The following is a 15,800-nucleotide window of genomic DNA, read 5'->3' on the forward strand; positions in this document are numbered from 1 at the left end:
GATGGCGGCATTTGAATACAAGGCCCTCGACGGCAAGGGGCGCAACAAGAGCGGCGTGCTGGAAGGGGATTCCGCCCGCCAGGTGCGCCAGCTGCTGCGCGAGCAGGGGCTGACCCCCCTCGAGGTGAACGAGACCACCGAGAAGGCCAAACGGGAGGCGAACCGCTTCGTGCTGTTTCGCCGTGGTGCCTCCACCGCAGAACTGGCCCTCATCACCCGCCAGCTGGCGACTCTGGTGGGGGCCGGTCTCACCATCGAAGAGGCCCTCAAGGCGGTCGCCGAGCAGTGCGAGAAGGCCCACCTGCGCAGCCTGGTGGCGACGGTGCGCAGCAAGGTGGTGGAGGGGTATTCCCTGGCCGATTCGCTGGGGGCCTTCCCCCATGTGTTCGACCAGCTGTTCCGCTCCATGGTGGCGGCCGGCGAGAAGTCCGGTCACCTGGAGAAGGTGCTCAACCGTCTCGCCGATTACACCGAGCAGCGCCAGCACATGCGCACCAAGCTGCTGCAGGCGATGATCTATCCCATCGTCCTCACCCTGGTGGCGGTGGGGGTCATCTCCATACTGCTCACCGCCGTGGTGCCCAAGGTGGTGGCCCAGTTCGAACACATGGGCCAGCAACTGCCGGGCACCACCCGCTTCCTCATCGGCACCAGCGAGCTGTTGCAGCACTACGGCCTCTGGTTCCTGCTGCTCCTTGGCATTGGCGGCCTGATCTGGCGCTGGTGGCTGACCGACGACAAGCGTCGTCGTCGCTGGCACCAGGTGATACTGCGCCTGCCGGTGATCGGTCGGGTCAGCCGCGGTCTCAACACCGCCCGCTTTGCCCGCACCCTGAGCATCCTCAACGCCAGCGCCGTGCCCCTGCTGGAGGGAATGAAGATCGCCGGCGAAGTGCTCTCAAACGACTATGCCCGCATGCGCATCGGTGAGGCCACCGAGCGGGTGCGGGAGGGGACCAGCCTGCGCAAGTCGCTGGATGAAACTCGAATTTTTCCGCCCATGATGCTGCACATGATCGCCTCGGGCGAGCAGAGCGGCGAGCTCGACAGCATGCTGGAGCGGGCGGCGGACAACCAGGACAGGGAGTTCGAAACCCAGGTGAACATCGCCCTCGGGGTGTTCGAGCCCATGCTGGTGGTCTCCATGGCCGGGGTGGTGCTGTTTATCGTGATGTCGATCCTGCAGCCGATCCTGGAGCTCAACAACATGGTGAATCTGTGAGGGTCGGGTGCCCGAATAGGCTTCGCCATTCGAACCTGCAAATTCAATCGAACGATCGTGGTTTAACAGTTAATCGTTGATGGCTCATGCCATCTCATTTCGTTAGGGAGTCAGTCATGCAAAAGCGTCGTCAATCGGGTTTTACCCTGCTGGAAGTGATGGTGGTCATCGTGATCCTGGGGATCCTGGCCAGCCTGGTGGTGCCCAACCTGATGGGCAACAAGGAGAAGGCGGATCAGCAAAAAGCGGTCTCCGACATAGTGGCGCTGGAAAACGCCCTCGACATGTACAAGCTGGACAACAACCGCTACCCCACCACCGAGCAGGGGCTGGACGCCCTGGTCAACAAGCCGACCGCATCCCCTGAGCCGCGCAGCTACCGCGAAGGGGGCTACATCAAGCGCCTGCCGCAGGATCCCTGGGGCAACCAGTACCAGCTGCTGAGCCCGGGCCAGTTCGGCAAGATCGACATTTTCTCCATGGGGATGGACGGCGAAGCCGGGACCGATGACGACATCGGCAACTGGAACCTGAAGGACTTCCAATAAGTGATTCCGCCGCGTCGTGCTCACTGCGCCACCCCGGGGCTGCCTGAATGAAGGTGGCCTCTTGGGCCCGTCACCAGGCCGGTTTTACCCTGCTGGAGGTGTTGCTGGTCGCCATGTTGATGGGACTGGTGGCGACCGCCGTCACCCTCAGCATGGGGGGAGCCAGGGGGGATCGGGAGCTCGACAAGCAGGCGCGCCGCTTCATGGCGACCCTGCAGCAGGCCCAGGAGTATTCGGTCATGGATGGCAGGCTGCTGGGGCTGCGGGTCGAGGAGAACGGCTGGCAGTTTATGTCCCGGGATCCCAAGGATCGCAAGTGGCGCGCCCTGACCGGTGACAAGTTGCTGGGGCCGGTGACGTTGCCGGAGGGGATGACCCTGGCGGTGGAGCTGGAAGGTTTCAACTGGCGTACTGCGTCGGACGAACGCCAGGAGCAGGGTCGGGACGAGCGCGAGCGGACACCCCAGATCCTGGTCTTTCCGGGGGGAGAGCTCTCTCCCTTCGTGCTGACCCTGAGCCAGCAGGACGAGGATCTGCACTACCTGCGCACCGTCAGGGGGGACGAGTTCGGTCGTCTCTCCCTGTTGCAGGATGAAGAGGAAGAAGAGTGAGGAGCGCCAGGCCCGCAGGGGGCGTTCTAGCGCGTCGCACCGCTCTGTCGGGCGGCCCCGCCCGGGGGCGCGGCATGACGCTGCTGGAGGTGATGGTGGCCCTGGCGGTGTTTGCCATCGCCGGGCTGGCGGTGATGAAGACCGCGAGCGAACACCTGACCGGCCTCAATTATCTGGAGCAGAAGACCCTGGCGACCTGGGTGGTGGAGAATCAGCTGGTGCAGCAGAAGCTCGAAGGCAAGTGGCCGGGAGACAGCTGGGTGGAAGGGGACGAGGAGATGGCCGGGCAGACCTGGTACTGGCGCTATCGCGGCGTCGCCACGGCGGACAGCAACTTCAGGGCGCTGGACATGGAAGTGCGCACCGCGCCCAAGGCCGAGAGCCCGGTGGCCATGATCCGGACCTATCTCAGCCGATGAACATTCATCAACGTGCGTCCATGATCCGGAGCCGGTGTCAGCCGATGATCCAGAGCAACCCCCGCCCATCGCGCCACCGCGGCTTTACCCTGCTTGAGATGTTGGTGGCCATTGCCATCTTCGCCACCCTGAGCCTGGGTGCCTATCAGGTGCTGCAAGGGGTGCTGACCAGCGACGAGGTGGCCAAGCGCAAGGAGGCCCGCCTCTCGGAACTGCAGCTCGCCTTCAGCCTGCTGGAGCGGGACGTCACCCAGATGGTGCCGCGCAGCGGTCGCATCGACGGCGAGAACAACAAGGTGCTGCTGGCGGCGTCCCGCTTCGGCCAGCAAAGCGACGACTGGGGCATGGCCTTCATTCGCGGCGGCTGGCTCAATCCGGACGGCATACTGCCGCGCTCCGGCCTGCAACGGGTGGGTTGGCGTCTCAAGGGGCAGACCCTGGAGCGGTTGAGCTACCTCTATCCGGATCCGGCCATTGGCACCGAGCCGCGCATCCAGCCCGTGCTGACCGGCGTGACGGCGCTGCGCCTCTATTTCTACGGCAAGGGACAGTGGAAGGAGGAGTGGACCCAGCGCGACCTGCTGCCCTATGGGCTGGCGGTGGAGCTGGAGCTTGAAGACTACGGCACCATCCGTCGCCAGTTCCTGATCGGAGCCGGTGGCCAGAGGGCAGAGAATGGTAACTGATCGTCGTTTTCCCCTGTCCGTCACGGAGGATGACGGCACTATTCGACGTCGCCAGTTCTTGATCGGTGCTGGTGGTCAGAGGGCAGAGAATGGTAACTGATCGTCGTTTTCCCCTGTCCGTCACGGAGGATGACGGCACTATTCGACGTCGCCAGTTCCTGATCGGAGCCGGTGGTCAGAGGGCAGAGAATGGTAACTGATCGTCGTTTTCCCCTGTCCGTCACGAAGGATGACGGCACTATTCGACGTCGCCAGTTCCTGATCGGTGCTGGTGGCCAGAGGGCGGACAATGGCAATTAAGCGCCCCCGCCCTCCTTTGGCCCCCGGCAGACAGCGGGGCATGGCCCTGCTGGTGGTGTTGCTCATCCTCGCGGTGATGGTGATCGTCGCTAGCAACATGAGCGGCCGCCTGCAACTGGAGCTGCGTCGCACCGCCAACCTCACCCTGGGCAAGCAGGCCTGGTGGTATGCCATGTCGGCGGAGGCCCTGGTGATCAAGGTGCTGAACCAGGACTTCAAGGATGACCCGGATCGGGTGAGTCTGGGACAGAACTGGGCGCGGGAGGACGGGGTCTTCCCGGTGGAGGATGGCACTCTCTCGGGCCGGGTGCGGGATCTGCAATCCTGCTTCAACCTCAACAGCCTGAGCGTGCCCCTCAAGGAGGGGGAGAACGGCGACGATCTCGACGCCCAGCCTTACCAGTTCAAGGTGTTCCGGGCCCTGCTCGCCCAGCTCGAGGTGGATGATTACGAAGCGGTGCAGCTGACGGACGCCATCCGCGACTGGACCGACAAGGATACCCAGCTGGTCTCGAGCAACGGGGCCGAGGATGCCTACTACGAGGGACTCAATCCCCCCTACCTGGTGGCTAACCAGCGGATGCTGGGCACCGACGAATTGCGGGCGGTGCGCGGGGTGAGCGCCAGCCTGTACGCCCGGTTGGCCCCCTATGTGTGCTCCCTGCCCAATGACAAGCTGGTGGTGAACATCAACACCATCCGGCCGGAGCAGGCGGCCCTGCTGGTGGGGCTCTACCAGGGGAAGATCGGGCTGGACGATGCCAAGCGGGTGCTGACCAGCCGCCCCAAGAAGGGGTGGAAGAACAAGCAGGAGATGACGGAGCAGTTGCAGGTTCAGCCGGGTGCCATCACCGGGCTGGATGGCGCCCTGGACATCAAGAGCAGCTTCTTCGAGGCCCGCCTGCTGGCGGAGGTGGGGGAGACCCGCGCCAAGCTTGAGACCGTCTTCCAGCGTGGCAAGGACAACAAGCTGGTGATGCTGCGTCGCCTGAGCGGCGGCGCCGAATAACAAGGGGGCGTGGGGCGGTTTCAGCTGCCCTGCGCATCCCCCGATTGGACTGCAACCCATGGCTGTGCGCCCGCCCCCCCCTGAGGGAGGAGCGGGCATGGCAGGAGAGACATTAGTGAGCGAGAGTCTGGTCATCCGTCTGGGGACCAATGCGCAGCAGCCAGTGCACTGGCTGGTCTGGTCGGCGCAGGAGCAGGAGATCATCGCCTCCGGCATCCTGGCCTCGGCGCACGCCCTCGGCGAGCTGCAGGAGCGTGCCGGTGGTCGCCCCGTGGTGACCCTGGTGCCCGGCAGCGATCTTATCTTCCGGCGGGTCAATCTGCCGGGCAAATACAGCCGCCAGAGTGCGGCGGCCCTGCCCTATCTGCTGGAGGAGCAGATCGCCTCAGACGTGGACGATCTGCACCTGGTGGTGCTCGGCCATCAGGGCCGCGAGGTGGATCTGATGGCGGTGGACAAGGGGAAGATGCACTCCTGGCTCGGCTGGCTGGAGCAGGCAGGGCTCAAGACCCTGCACCTGCTGCCCGATGTGCTGGCGCTGCCGCTTGCCGCCGATGGCTGGTCAGCCCTGCAACTGGGGGAGGAGTGGCTGGTCCGCCAGGGCCCCCGTCAGGGCATAGTGGCGGAGGAATCCCTGCTGGCCATGCTGCTGGCAGCGCAGACCGAACCCGTCACCCTTCACTGCCATACTCCCATCCCCGCCATGGCGGCGGGTAACTGGCAGGGGGCTGACCCGGAACTGCCCATGCTGTTGCTGGCGAAAGGGGCGTTGACCTGCCAGGCCAACCTGTTGCAGGGGCCCTATCGTCCCCAGACCGAATACGCCCGCTACTGGTTGCAGTGGCGCAAGGTGGCGGTGCTGGCAGGCGTATTGTTGCTGGTGGCCCTGGTGCAGCGCGGTGTGCATCTGCACCAGCTGGCGGAACAGGACAAGGCCCTCAAGGCGGAGATCCGGCAGGTCTACACCCGGATCTTCCCGGGGGAGACGCGTATCGTCAACGTGCGCAGCCAGATGACCCAGCACCTCCAGCAGTTGGGGCAGGCTCCCCAGGATGGCGTCCTGTTGCTCCTGACCGAGCTGGCCCCGGTGTTTGCCGAGGTGCCCGGCCTCAAGCCCGAGGTGCTGCGCTTCGATGCAGCCCGGGGCGAGCTGAGGTTGCAGGTAACGGCCCCCGGCTTCACCGAGATCGAACGTTTCCGCGAGCTGGCGGGCAAGCGCTTCGAGGTGCAGCAGGGTGAGGTGCGAAGCACCGAAGGCAAGGTCGAAGGGGCGCTGGTGCTCAAGGGGAGGTCGTCATGATGGACAAACTGCAGAGCTGGTGGCGCGGCATCAGTGCCCGCGAGCAGCGGCTGGTAGCGGTGGGGGGCAGCGTGCTGCTCATCGGGCTCTTCTACTGGGCGATCTGGCAGCCGGTGGCAAATCGCATTGCCGAGCGCGAGCGGCAGGTGGTGAACCAGCAGCAGACCCTGGCCTGGCTCAAGGAGAAGGGGCAGGAGGTGCTGGCGATGCAGGGGGGACGGGGGCGCCAGATCGATACCGGCGGTACCCTGGACGGTGTGGTGAACCGCACCGCCTTCAACCAGAAGATCAAGATTGCCCGCTTGCAGCCCCAGGGTCAGGAGCTGCAGGTATGGATAGACACGGTGCCGTTCGATGATCTGCTGATCTGGCTTGCGACCCTCTCGGATCAATACGGCGTCCAGGTGCAGATCATCGAACTGGCCCGCGAGGGGCTGGCCCCCGGGCTGGTCAAGGTCAGACGTTTGCAGTTGAGTCGTTCCCAATGAAGCGAAAAATAGTGATCGCCGGCCTCTTCCTGCTGGCCTATCTCGGTTTCCTGCTGGCCCAGTTGCCAGCATCCCTGGTGGTGCGTCATCTGCCGCTGCCCCCCAATCTGGTGCGGCTGGAGGGGGTGAGCGGCACCCTCTGGAGCGGTCAGGCCGCCCGGGTGCAATATGCCAGCGAGTCCCTCACCCAGTTGCGCTGGGATCTCGATGGCTGGTCTCTGCTGCGGCTGGCGCCCGAGGTGTCGGTGCGCTTTGGCGAGCGCAGCGGACTCAACGGGCAGGGGATCCTGGGTTGGAACGGTGCCGCTTTCGGGCGCGACATCACCCTGAATGCGCCGGCCCCCTGGGTGCTGGAGCGGGTGCCGATGAGACCCCCCTTCCCGCTGACGGCGGCGGGTCAGTTGCAGCTCAAGATCGATCAGTTTGCCCAGGGCATTCCCTGGTGCGACAACCTTTACGGGGATCTTCACTGGTATGACGCACAGGCGGACACCCCGGCGGGCAAGCTGGCCCTGGGGGATCCCGAGATCAAGCTCACCTGTCTCGACTCCCGGCTGGTGGCCGAGATCAAGCAGGGCTCGGAGGCGGTGCAGGTGCTGGGCAAGCTGGAGTTGCAGGCCAATCGCCAGTACCTGTTCCAGGGCACCCTGAAACCGGGTCCCGAGCTGCCGGACCAGATGAAACAGGGGCTCCCCTTCCTCGGCCAGCCCGATGGGCAGGGGCGCTTCCCGCTGCGTTATCAGGGCCGCATCTGACGGCGTTGCCCATGGTTTGAACCACCCCGCCCCGGCGGGGTGGTGTCGTTATGGGGGCGCGCCGGCTGGCGCCGTGATGAGGTGATTGAGGAAGAAGCTGAACAGCTCGGCCCGGGAGTGCAGGTTCAACTTGGCGTAGAGGTGCTTGCGGTGATTCTTCACCGTGCCGCTGCCGATGCCGAGCGCACCGGCAATGGCCTCGGTATCCAGCCCCTGCAACAGCAAACCCGCCACCTGGCGCTCCCGCCGGGTTAGCTGATCTCCCCCCACACTGGCGATAGCCTGCTCCACCGCCCCCTTGAGGTCAGTGCCATCTGACCTGGCCGGGCTGCGGGCCAGGCGGGGTGTCTCTTCCCGCCAGTGCTGGCGACACAGCGAATGCACCAGCGGGAACAGTGCCTCCAGCCTGGCCAACTCGTCACGGCTGAGGGAGCTGCGCTTGTCGAGGCGGCCCAGAAACAGCATCAGGGTGAGGCCGCCGCGCACCGGCAGGATCAGCCCCACCTCCTCCTGCCAGCCGGTGGCCTGATAGAAGTGGTGGCGATACTCGGGGTCGAGCCGCCCCCGTGACACCTGCGCCAGGGTCCAGACCCCGGCACCCAGCCCCTGCTCCAGCGCCTGCATGAAGGGATCCTGACTGAAGTGGCGGGTGAGGTAGCGGTCGAACAATAGGGCCCGCTGATGATGCAGGTTGTCGTAGAGGTAGACGGGGCGCAGCCCCACCCCGAGCAGCAGGGCACAGTCGAACGCCACCTGTTGCTGGATGAGGCGCACCAGTGCTGCCGGGAAGCCGCTGCCGTGCAGGGCATCGACGGCGGCGGTCAGGCTCAGGGTATCCGTGGCAGGAGACGGGGGCATGGCGATGGGCTCCGGGTCAGGGAATGGCTTCCCCACGATGGCAGGATGCTAGCACGGGAGTGGCAAAACTGTCCCCTGGGGGACATATCTGCCAGCACTGCAAACGGCGAGGATGGCCCTCTTTCTCTTGCTGTTGGAGCCCTCCATGACAAATCCTCACTTGCTCGATGAGCTGACCCAGCGCGGCCTGGTGGCCCAGAATTCCGACCCGGTGGCGCTGGCCGACCACCTCGCCACCCCGCGCACCGTCTACTGCGGGTTCGATCCCACCGCCGGCAGCCTGCACATCGGCCATCTGGTGCCACTGTTGATGCTGCGCCGCTTCCAGTTGGCGGGCCACACCCCGGTGGCCCTGGTGGGCGGTGCCACCGGCCTTATCGGCGATCCCAGCTTCAAGGCAAGCGAGCGCACCCTCAACAGCGCCGAGACGGTGCAGGGCTGGGTCGCCAGCCTGTCGGCCCAGATAAAAGCCCTGCTGCCGGCGAGCGACGGGCTGGCGGCGCCGCTGCTGGTCAACAACGCCGACTGGATGGGGCAGATGTCCGCCCTCGATTTTCTGCGGGACATCGGCAAGCACTTCTCGGTCAACGCCATGCTGGCCCGCGAATCGGTGCGCCAGCGCCTGGCCCGTCCGGATCAGGGCATCTCGTTCACCGAGTTCTCCTACACCCTGCTGCAATCCCAGGACTTCGCCGTGCTCAACCAACGCCTCGGCTGCACCCTGCAGATCGGCGGCAACGACCAGTGGGGCAACATCACCAGCGGCATGGACCTCACTCGGCGGCTGCATCAGGCCCAGGTCTATGGCATGACGCTGCCGCTCATCACCAAGGCCGATGGCACCAAGTTCGGCAAGACCGAGGGGGGCGCCGTCTGGCTCGACCCGGTGCTCACCTCCCCTTACGCCTTCTACCAGTTCTGGCTCGGTACCGCAGACGAGGATGTCTACCGATTCCTGCGCTACTACAGCTTTATGCCGCTGGCCGAGATTGAGGCGCTGGAAGCGGAGGATGCGAAGCGGCAGGGGCGCAAGCTGGCCCAGCAGGTGCTGGCGGACGAGCTGACCGAACTGGTACACGGCAAGGGGGCGCTGGCGGCGGTGCAGCGCATCAGCGAATCGTTGTTCAGTGGCGAGGTAGCACGCCTTGGGGAGAGCGATCTGGCCCAGCTGGCGCAAGATGGCATGCCAAGCAGCTGCATCGAGGGGGAAACGGATCTGGTGACCCTGCTGGTGGAATGCGGCCTGGCCAACTCGAAGCGGATCGCCCGCGAGCTGCTGGCGGCGGGGGCCGTCAGCGTCAACGGTGCGATCCGCCGGGATGAGCCGCTCACCGCCGACGATCGGCTGTTCGGCCGCTACCTGATGCTGCGCCGGGGCAAGAAGCAGTACCACCTGGTGATCTGCTCATGAAGGGGTGAGCGCCTCGATGACGTAGTCGAGGAAGTGGCCGACCAGGGCCGACTCGGCCCGGCGCTGGGTATAGAGGGCGTAGAAATGGGCCCCCTTGGGGCGATAGTCCGGCAGCACTTCGCGCACCACCCCCTCGGCCAGCTCGGCCGCCACCAGGTAGCGCGGCAGGCGGGCTATCCCCAGTCCCTGGCGCATCCCCTGATGAATCGCCTTCTTGCTGCTGAAGGCCAGTTCGCCCGCTACCTCGAGAGGGATCTCGCGCCCCTGGGCAAGGAGGGGCCAGCGCTCGTGGCGGCCGTACTCCTGGCTGCGGGTGATGAGACTGTGCTGGTGCAGATCCTGCGGTGTGCTGAGGGGCGGGTGGCGGTCGAGGTAGTTGGCGCTGGCGCAGAGCACCAGATCGTCCACCGCGATGGGGCGCGCCAGGTAGGGCTGGGTGCCGAGCTCGGTGCTGCGAAACGCCACGTGCAGGTTGTCGCGCAGCAGGTCGGCCGGGGTATTGCTGAAGTCGGCGATGATCCGCACCTCCGGGTGGTCGGCGCGAAAGCGCAGCAGCACCGGAGTCAGCACCACTTCTCCCCACAGATCCGGCGCCGTGATGCGCAGCTCCCCGCACAGTGCCGAGCGGCGGCGCTGCAGGCCGTCCAGCAACTGCTCGTGCAGGGCGATCATCTGGTCGGCCTGGCGGTAAGCGAGCTCTCCTGCGTCGGTCAGTTGCACCCGGCGGGTGGTGCGGCTCAGGAGCACGCTGCCGAGGCTCTGCTCCAGGTGGCGCAGATCTTTTGACGCCTTGCTCGGGGTGATGCCGAGCTGGGCCGCCGCCGCGGCGAAGGAGCCGCAGCGGACGATGGCGACCAGCAGGCGCATCAGGTAGAGGGTATCGAACTTGTGGTGACGCATGAGGGGTGGCCTATTGTGTCTTGCTGGGAATGAATGTCTTGCTTGTGCGCCTGATTATATCCTGGTGGCCCGGGTTTATAGTGGCCGCCATGCCATTGCGATCCCGGGAGAGGACGATGAACAAGACATTGGGCGACAGCTTCCACTTCGAGCGAGCCGGATTGCGGCTCAAGAACCGGGCCGTGCTGGCCCCTTTGACCCACAACATGAGCGGCGCAGGCGGTGATCCCGGCCAGGCCGAGCTCGACTGGCTGGCGCGCTGTGCCCGTGGCGGCTTCGGCCTGCTCATCGCCGCTGCCACCCAGGTGCAGCCTGGCGGACGCTGCTGGGCGGGGCACCCTGCCCTGATGACGGATGCCCAGCAGCAGGCCTTCACGGCCCTGGCCGACAGTGCGCGGCAGGCCGGGGCGCTGGCGGTGGTGCAACTGCATCACGGCGGGATGCGGGCTCTGCCCGAGCTGAACGACGGGGCGCCAGTCGGCCCGTGCGCGCTGGCGCCGGGCGGGCGTTACCCCCTCGGGGTCAAGGGGCTGAGCGAGGAGGAGATTCTGACGCTCATTGACGCCTTTGTGAGCGCTGCGGAGCGGGCCCATGGCGCCGGCCTGCACGGGGTCGAGCTGCACGCAGCCCACCACTTCCTGCTCTGCAACTTCCTCAACCCCCTGCACAACCGGCGCACCGACCGCTGGGGTGGCAGCCTCGCCAACCGGGGGCGGATCCTGGTGGAGATAGTGCGCGGCATTCGCGCCCGTCTACCCCGGGGCTTCCTGGTCGGGGTGCGTCTCTCCCCCGAGAGCTATGCCCATATCCAGGGCATCGAACTGGCCCATCAGCTGGCGGTGGCGCGCCTGCTGGCGGACGAGGGGATCGACTACCTGCACTTCTCCATGGGGGACAGCTTCAAGGCGGTGGCGGGGGATCCCGACGGCGGCGCCCTGCTGGAGGCGGTAAGGGTCGGGTTGGCCGGGCGGGTGCCGCTCATGGTGGCGGGCAAGATTAGCGACGCAGATTCGGCGGAGCGGGCTCTGGCCGGCGGCGCCGATCTGGTGGCGGTGGGCACGGCGGCCCTTGGCAATCCGGACTGGATGGAACGGGTGAGCCGCGGCCTGCCTCTGCATGCAGCCCCTTTCACGGCGGCGCACCTCACGGAGGTCGGCTTCACCCCAAGCGCCCTCGACTACCTGGCCAGCATGGGGGTGCTGGCCCCGCGCGATGCGGCCTGAGGGCTTTCATGAACGGTATGCGCTCGGCAGGCTGCTGAGCTGATGTGACAAGGCCCTCGTGAAGAGGGCCTTGTGCGTGTCAGGCGCCGAGAGGGAGCAGGTCGGCGTAGTCGTCGAGCGCCGGGAAGTGCTGGAAGGTGAGCGGCGGCATCTGGCTGTCGGGGTGACGGATGCCGAGCTGGTGGGCGATGCCGAACTCGGCCGAGGCGGCCAGGATCCGCTCGCTGTCATCCACGAAGAGGGTGCGGACCGGGTCGAACGCCAGCCGCTCGGCCAGTGCCTGCCAGCAGTGCTGGCTCTCCTTCGACCACCCGAGCTCATGGGTGCTCACCATCAGATCGAGGTGCTGGGCGAGGCCGAGGCGTGCATCCTTCACCGACAGGCTGGCGGGATGGGCATTGGTGAAGAGCACCACCTGCTTGCCGGCGGTCTTGAGTGCGGCCAGGAAGGGAATGACGTTGGGGCGCCACTGGATCTTCTCCAGGATCTCCTGTTTGAGGGCGCGGATGTCGAGCCCGAGCGTCCGGGTCCAGTAATCCACGCAGTACCAGTCGAGGGTGCCGTTGACCGCATGATAGTGAGTGTCTATCTGCGCCTTCGCCTCGGCCAGCGGCAGGCCGAGTCGCTCGGCGTAGCGCGCCGGCACCAGGGTTTGCCACAGATGGCTGTCAAAATGGAGATCGATCAGGGTGCCATCCATGTCGAGCAACACGGTATCAATCTGGTGCCAGGGCAGGGGAGTCGACATGGGGCCTCGCGATGTCTGTGGTGATGGGAAAAACGGGGCGCATTATAACGGATTTTTCAGACATCTTTCCCCTCTTTGCCCCGTGGTGTTCGGCAGGGGAGTCGTTTACTCTTGAAACACGATTTTTTAACGAGCAGTCAGCCCCCGATGAGCGATCCCCACAAGCGCAATCCCGTCCACCTCAGTGTCGAGACCATGGCCCATGACAAGAGCAAGCCGGAGATCCTCAAGGCCGAGATCGTGGCCGAGAGCCGGCTGTTCAAGGTGGAGTCCCTTCACCTGAAATTCTCCAACGGCGAGGAGCGGGTCTACGAGCGGATGCGCGGCGGCAACCGGGGGGCCGTCATGGTGGTGCCCCTGTTCGATGCCCACACCCTGCTGCTGGTGCGCGAGTACGCGGCGGGCACCCACTCCTACGAGCTGGGTTTCCCCAAGGGATTGATAGACCCCGGTGAAAATGCCTTCGAGGCGGGCAACCGGGAGCTGATGGAGGAGGCGGGCTTCGGGGCGAGCAGCCTGACCCTGCTCAAGCAGGTGTCGCTGGCGCCGGGGTATTTCTCCAGCCGGATGGACATCTTGCTGGCGCGGGATCTCTACCCCGAGCAGCGGGTCGGTGACGAGCCCGAGCCTCTCGAGGTGATCCCCTGGCCCCTCAACCGGATCGACGAGTTGCTGGCGCGACCGGACTTCACCGAGTCGCGCAGCATCAGTGCCCTGCTGCTGGCCAGCAAATGGCTGGCGGAGCAGGGAAATTAGCCCGCAGAGGGGCTGTTTGGCAATCAGAGGCAGAGGTAAGCACCATGCAGGAGTTGTTGGCCTGGATACCCGAGGTCAAGGAGATCGCCCGTGAGGCGGGCAGGATCCTTCACGAGATCTATCGCGGCGGTCAGTTCGAACGCCAGTTGAAGGAGGATGCGACCCCGGTCACCAGTGCCGATCTTGCTGCCGATGCCTACCTCAAACAGGCGCTGGCAGCGCTCACTCCCCATGTCCCCGTGCTGACCGAAGAGGCGGCCGACATCCCCTTCAGCCAGCGTGCGAACTGGCGCCAGTACTGGCTGGTGGACCCGCTGGACGGCACTGGCGAGTTCATCGCAGGCAGCGGCGACTTCGCTACCCTGATCGCCCTGGTGCGGGACAATGTCCCGGTGCTCGGGGTCATCTATGCCCCCGAATCCGATCTGCTCTACTGGGCGGTGCGCGGTCACGGCGCCTTCAAGGAGGCGAACGGCGAGAGCCGTCCCATCAGCGCCATCCATCATGAACACGATCAGCCTGACTCCCTGGTGGTGGCCATCAGCCGCCGCCAGAAACTGGAGAACCTGACCCGTCGCCTCAACCCGGCCATCCACTACGAGCTGATCCCGCTCGGCTCCAGCTCCCTCAAGTCCTGCCTGGTGGCGGAAGGCGTGGCGGATTGCTACGTGCGCCTGGGCCCCACCGGGGAGTGGGATACCGCTGCCGCCCAGTGCATCGTGGAGGCGGCAGGGGGCCGCATCCTCAGCCTAGCGCTGCAACCGCTGAGCTACAACGAGACCGAGTCGCTGGAGAACCCGGACTTCATCGTGATGGGGGACCCGGATCTCGCCTGGGGTCGCATTCTGGCCCACTGACGGGTCGACCAGCTCGCAGAGAATGCAATCAGGCGACCACAGGGTCGCCTGATTGCATTGGTGTGATCCACTGGCTGGTTACGGGGATTTTAGGGAGATTCGCTAATGATGGCGATAACGGCAGTGGATCATCATATCCAATCTGGCTGCACTGGCATAAATTTCAGTTAATTCTGAAAACACGCATTTCATCGAAACAAAAAATCGACGTGGGTTTTAATTTTGGTTTTATATTCCTAACTTTTGGTTAATGTCAGGATTAATTGAATAATCCGGGGTGAAATTTCCTCCCAATCTCACTGGTGGAACAGGGCTTTGCCAGTGAGATCTGCCAGCCTCCCTTTTTGAGAATTAAATGCTAAAGGAGCACAATGTTTTTAGATTTTAATACTACATAAAAGTGATTTATCGATGAGTTTATCTGCAGACGTCTCACGGGAGCTGTCCGGTTCCCCCTCCACCATGGCCAGCACCGGCTGGCGTCGCCACGACACCCACTGGGTCATCAGCCTGTTCGGCACCGCCGTCGGCGCTGGCATTCTGTTCCTGCCCATCAACCTGGGTCTGGGGGGGATTTGGCCCCTCATCATCGTCGCCGTGCTGGCCGGTCCCATGACCTTCCTGGCCCACCGCGGGCTGGCGCGTTTCGTGCTCTCGTCGTCGCGCCCCCAGGCCGACTTCACCGAGGTGGCCGAGGAGCACTTCGGCAAGATGGCCGGGCGCCTCATCTCGGCGCTCTATTTCCTCTCCATCTTCCCGATCCTGCTCATCTACGGCGTCGGGCTGACCAACACGGTGGAGAGCTTCATGGTCAACCAGCTCGGCCTGGCCTCCCCGGATCGGGTGATGCTCTCCGGCGTGCTGGTGTTCGCCATGATCGCCGTGATGCTGGCCGGCGAGAAGGCGATGCTGCGGGCCTTCGCCGTCATGGTCTACCCGCTGGCGGCTATCCTGCTGGCCCTCTCCTGCTACCTCATTCCCCAGTGGCAGTGGCCGGAAGTGACCGCCTTTGAAGGCACGAGCTTCCTCAACACCGTCTGGCTGGCGCTGCCGGTCACCGTGTTCGCCTTCAGCCACGCCGCCGCCATCTCGGGCTTTGCCAACGTGCAGCGCCGGGAATACGGGGAGCAGGCCGAAACCAAGAGCGGCCTGATCCTGCGCAACACCACCGTCATGCTGGTGGGCTTCGTGCTCTTCTTCGTCTTCTCCTGCGTGCTGAGCCTCTCCCCGGCTCAGTTGGCCGAGGCCAAGGCCCAGAACGTCTCCGTGCTCTCCTATCTCGCCAACATCACCGACAACCCGGTGATCGTGACCCTGGGGCCGCTCATCGCCTTCATCGCCATCAGCTCCTCCTTCCTCGGCCACTTCCTCGGTGCCCGCGAGAGCCTGAAAAGCCTGATCGCCAAGCCCACCGGCCTGCCGCTGGCGAAGGCGGACAAGCTCGGCATCGCCCTGATGTTCTTCGCCATCTGGGGCGCCGCCATCATCAACCCGGGCATTCTGGGGTTGATGGAGACCCTCTCCGGTCCCGTCATCGCCATGATCCTCTTCATCATGCCGGTGGTGGCCATCTACAAGGTGGAGGCGCTGGCCCGCTTCCGTCACCGTTGGGTCAACGGCTTCATCCTGCTGACCGGTGCCCTGGCGGTCTCGGCCCTGCTGTTCAGCCTGCTGAAATAAGCCAGGCCGTCAGCATCAAACAAGAGAGG

17 protein-coding genes and 3 pseudogenes are annotated in these 15,800 nt (G+C 65.1%); 17 read left to right on the forward strand and 3 right to left on the reverse strand.

Going from position 1 to position 15,800, the window contains the following annotated elements; translation table 11 throughout:
• Position 1 precedes the first annotated feature (1 nt).
• The 12 genes and pseudogenes from exeF (at position 2) to exeN (ending at position 7,338) form a co-directional block, all read left to right on the forward strand.
• Positions 2 to 1,222: a GspF family T2SS innner membrane protein variant ExeF gene (gene exeF, locus J9893_RS15370; protein WP_039040588.1), complete on the forward strand. Its 1,221-nt coding sequence runs from the start codon at positions 2 to 4 to the stop codon at positions 1,220 to 1,222.
• Between the two features lie 116 nt (positions 1,223 to 1,338).
• The gene (gene exeG, locus J9893_RS15375; protein WP_010675723.1) at positions 1,339 to 1,770 is read left to right on the forward strand and encodes a GspG family T2SS major pseudopilin variant ExeG; all 432 of its coding nucleotides are present in this window, start codon (positions 1,339 to 1,341) and stop codon (positions 1,768 to 1,770) included.
• A 47-nt stretch (positions 1,771 to 1,817) separates the two neighbouring features.
• Positions 1,818 to 2,381: a GspH family T2SS minor pseudopilin variant ExeH gene (exeH, locus tag J9893_RS15380; RefSeq protein WP_039040587.1), complete on the forward strand. Its 564-nt coding sequence runs from the start codon at positions 1,818 to 1,820 to the stop codon at positions 2,379 to 2,381.
• 74 nt (positions 2,382 to 2,455) lie between these two features.
• Positions 2,456 to 2,800, forward strand: coding sequence for a type II secretion system minor pseudopilin GspI (gene exeI, locus J9893_RS15385; RefSeq protein ID WP_210599786.1), 345 nt, complete (start codon positions 2,456 to 2,458; stop codon positions 2,798 to 2,800).
• A 44-nt stretch (positions 2,801 to 2,844) separates the two neighbouring features.
• Positions 2,845 to 3,486 carry a GspJ family T2SS minor pseudopilin variant ExeJ gene (gene exeJ / locus J9893_RS15390; RefSeq protein WP_201984830.1) on the forward strand — a complete coding sequence of 214 codons (642 nt, stop codon included), beginning with the start codon at positions 2,845 to 2,847 and terminating at the stop codon, positions 3,484 to 3,486.
• 25 nt (positions 3,487 to 3,511) lie between these two features.
• Positions 3,512 to 3,586, forward strand: a pseudogene (locus tag J9893_RS21780) (type II secretion system protein GspJ); the annotation flags it as partial.
• A 25-nt stretch (positions 3,587 to 3,611) separates the two neighbouring features.
• Positions 3,612 to 3,686, forward strand: a pseudogene (locus tag J9893_RS15395) (type II secretion system protein GspJ); the annotation flags it as partial.
• A gap of 25 nt (positions 3,687 to 3,711) precedes the next feature.
• Positions 3,712 to 3,786: pseudogene (locus J9893_RS15400) on the forward strand (type II secretion system protein GspJ); the annotation flags it as partial.
• Positions 3,776 to 4,795: a GspK family T2SS minor pseudopilin variant ExeK gene (gene exeK / locus J9893_RS15405; RefSeq protein ID WP_201984829.1), complete on the forward strand. Its 1,020-nt coding sequence runs from the start codon at positions 3,776 to 3,778 to the stop codon at positions 4,793 to 4,795. The pseudogene J9893_RS15400 and the gene exeK, both read left to right, overlap by 11 nt.
• A 115-nt stretch (positions 4,796 to 4,910) precedes the next feature.
• Positions 4,911 to 6,095, forward strand: a complete 1,185-nt coding sequence (exeL, locus tag J9893_RS15410; RefSeq protein WP_080767872.1) for a GspL family type II secretion system protein ExeL — start codon at positions 4,911 to 4,913, stop codon at positions 6,093 to 6,095.
• Positions 6,092 to 6,583: a GspM family type II secretion system protein ExeM gene (gene exeM / locus J9893_RS15415; protein WP_201984828.1), complete on the forward strand. Its 492-nt coding sequence runs from the start codon at positions 6,092 to 6,094 to the stop codon at positions 6,581 to 6,583. Before exeL ends, exeM begins: the two co-directional genes overlap by 4 nt.
• A complete protein-coding gene (gene exeN, locus J9893_RS15420; RefSeq protein WP_201984827.1) occupies positions 6,580 to 7,338 on the forward strand; it encodes a GspN family type II secretion system protein ExeN in 759 nt (252 codons plus the stop codon). Before exeM ends, exeN begins: the two co-directional genes overlap by 4 nt.
• Positions 7,339 to 7,386: 48 nt before the next feature.
• Here exeN and J9893_RS15425 read toward each other — a convergent pair whose 3' ends face one another.
• A complete protein-coding gene (locus J9893_RS15425) occupies positions 7,387 to 8,196 on the reverse strand; it encodes a helix-turn-helix transcriptional regulator (RefSeq protein WP_052815529.1) in 810 nt (269 codons plus the stop codon).
• A 145-nt stretch (positions 8,197 to 8,341) separates the two neighbouring features.
• On the opposite strand from J9893_RS15425, the gene tyrS reads away from it, so the two are divergent.
• Positions 8,342 to 9,607, forward strand: a complete 1,266-nt coding sequence (gene tyrS, locus J9893_RS15430; RefSeq protein ID WP_210599771.1) for a tyrosine--tRNA ligase — start codon at positions 8,342 to 8,344, stop codon at positions 9,605 to 9,607.
• Here tyrS and J9893_RS15435 read toward each other — a convergent pair.
• On the reverse strand, positions 9,602 to 10,507 hold the full coding sequence (locus J9893_RS15435) for a LysR family transcriptional regulator (RefSeq protein WP_210599770.1): 906 nt from the start codon (positions 10,505 to 10,507) through the stop codon (positions 9,602 to 9,604). The two genes, tyrS and J9893_RS15435, sit on opposite strands and share 6 nt — an antisense overlap.
• 116 nt (positions 10,508 to 10,623) lie before the next feature.
• On the opposite strand from J9893_RS15435, the gene J9893_RS15440 reads away from it, so the two are divergent.
• Positions 10,624 to 11,730, forward strand: coding sequence for an NADH:flavin oxidoreductase (locus J9893_RS15440; RefSeq protein ID WP_210599769.1), 1,107 nt, complete (start codon positions 10,624 to 10,626; stop codon positions 11,728 to 11,730).
• Between the two features lie 79 nt (positions 11,731 to 11,809).
• Here J9893_RS15440 and yrfG read toward each other — a convergent pair whose 3' ends face one another.
• Positions 11,810 to 12,478 (reverse strand): GMP/IMP nucleotidase, encoded by a 669-nt coding sequence (yrfG, locus tag J9893_RS15445; protein ID WP_210599768.1) that lies wholly within the window; start codon positions 12,476 to 12,478, stop codon positions 11,810 to 11,812.
• Between the two features lie 147 nt (positions 12,479 to 12,625).
• Here yrfG and nudE point away from each other — a divergent pair, with 147 nt between their 5' ends.
• The 3 genes from nudE (at position 12,626) to J9893_RS15460 (ending at position 15,771) form a co-directional block, all read left to right on the forward strand.
• Positions 12,626 to 13,234, forward strand: a complete 609-nt coding sequence (gene nudE / locus J9893_RS15450; protein WP_039040577.1) for an ADP compounds hydrolase NudE — start codon at positions 12,626 to 12,628, stop codon at positions 13,232 to 13,234.
• Positions 13,235 to 13,278: 44 nt separating this feature from the next.
• Positions 13,279 to 14,091 (forward strand): 3'(2'),5'-bisphosphate nucleotidase CysQ, encoded by an 813-nt coding sequence (gene cysQ, locus J9893_RS15455; RefSeq protein ID WP_010675709.1) that lies wholly within the window; start codon positions 13,279 to 13,281, stop codon positions 14,089 to 14,091.
• A 411-nt stretch (positions 14,092 to 14,502) separates the two neighbouring features.
• A complete protein-coding gene (locus J9893_RS15460) occupies positions 14,503 to 15,771 on the forward strand; it encodes an aromatic amino acid transport family protein (protein ID WP_029314815.1) in 1,269 nt (422 codons plus the stop codon).
• Positions 15,772 to 15,800: the final 29 nt, after the last annotated feature.

This window comes from Aeromonas sp. MaB10011B (genome assembly GCF_017939325.1).
GTDB lineage: Bacteria > Pseudomonadota > Gammaproteobacteria > Enterobacterales > Aeromonadaceae > Aeromonas > Aeromonas caviae.

Coding starts and splice junctions, on each gene's coding strand:
- exeF (WP_039040588.1), top strand. CDS start 2: ATGGCGGCATTTGAATACAAGGCCCTCGACGGCAAGGGGCGCAACAAG.
- exeG (WP_010675723.1), top strand. CDS start 1,339: ATGCAAAAGCGTCGTCAATCGGGTTTTACCCTGCTGGAAGTGATGGTG.
- exeH (WP_039040587.1), top strand. CDS start 1,818: ATGAAGGTGGCCTCTTGGGCCCGTCACCAGGCCGGTTTTACCCTGCTG.
- exeI (WP_210599786.1), top strand. CDS start 2,456: ATGACGCTGCTGGAGGTGATGGTGGCCCTGGCGGTGTTTGCCATCGCC.
- exeJ (WP_201984830.1), top strand. CDS start 2,845: ATGATCCAGAGCAACCCCCGCCCATCGCGCCACCGCGGCTTTACCCTG.
- exeK (WP_201984829.1), top strand. CDS start 3,776: ATGGCAATTAAGCGCCCCCGCCCTCCTTTGGCCCCCGGCAGACAGCGG.
- exeM (WP_201984828.1), top strand. CDS start 6,092: ATGATGGACAAACTGCAGAGCTGGTGGCGCGGCATCAGTGCCCGCGAG.
- exeN (WP_201984827.1), top strand. CDS start 6,580: ATGAAGCGAAAAATAGTGATCGCCGGCCTCTTCCTGCTGGCCTATCTC.
- J9893_RS15425 (WP_052815529.1), bottom strand. CDS start 8,196: ATGCCCCCGTCTCCTGCCACGGATACCCTGAGCCTGACCGCCGCCGTC.
- tyrS (WP_210599771.1), top strand. CDS start 8,342: ATGACAAATCCTCACTTGCTCGATGAGCTGACCCAGCGCGGCCTGGTG.
- J9893_RS15435 (WP_210599770.1), bottom strand. CDS start 10,507: ATGCGTCACCACAAGTTCGATACCCTCTACCTGATGCGCCTGCTGGTC.
- J9893_RS15440 (WP_210599769.1), top strand. CDS start 10,624: ATGAACAAGACATTGGGCGACAGCTTCCACTTCGAGCGAGCCGGATTG.
- yrfG (WP_210599768.1), bottom strand. CDS start 12,478: ATGTCGACTCCCCTGCCCTGGCACCAGATTGATACCGTGTTGCTCGAC.
- nudE (WP_039040577.1), top strand. CDS start 12,626: ATGAGCGATCCCCACAAGCGCAATCCCGTCCACCTCAGTGTCGAGACC.
- cysQ (WP_010675709.1), top strand. CDS start 13,279: ATGCAGGAGTTGTTGGCCTGGATACCCGAGGTCAAGGAGATCGCCCGT.
- J9893_RS15460 (WP_029314815.1), top strand. CDS start 14,503: ATGAGTTTATCTGCAGACGTCTCACGGGAGCTGTCCGGTTCCCCCTCC.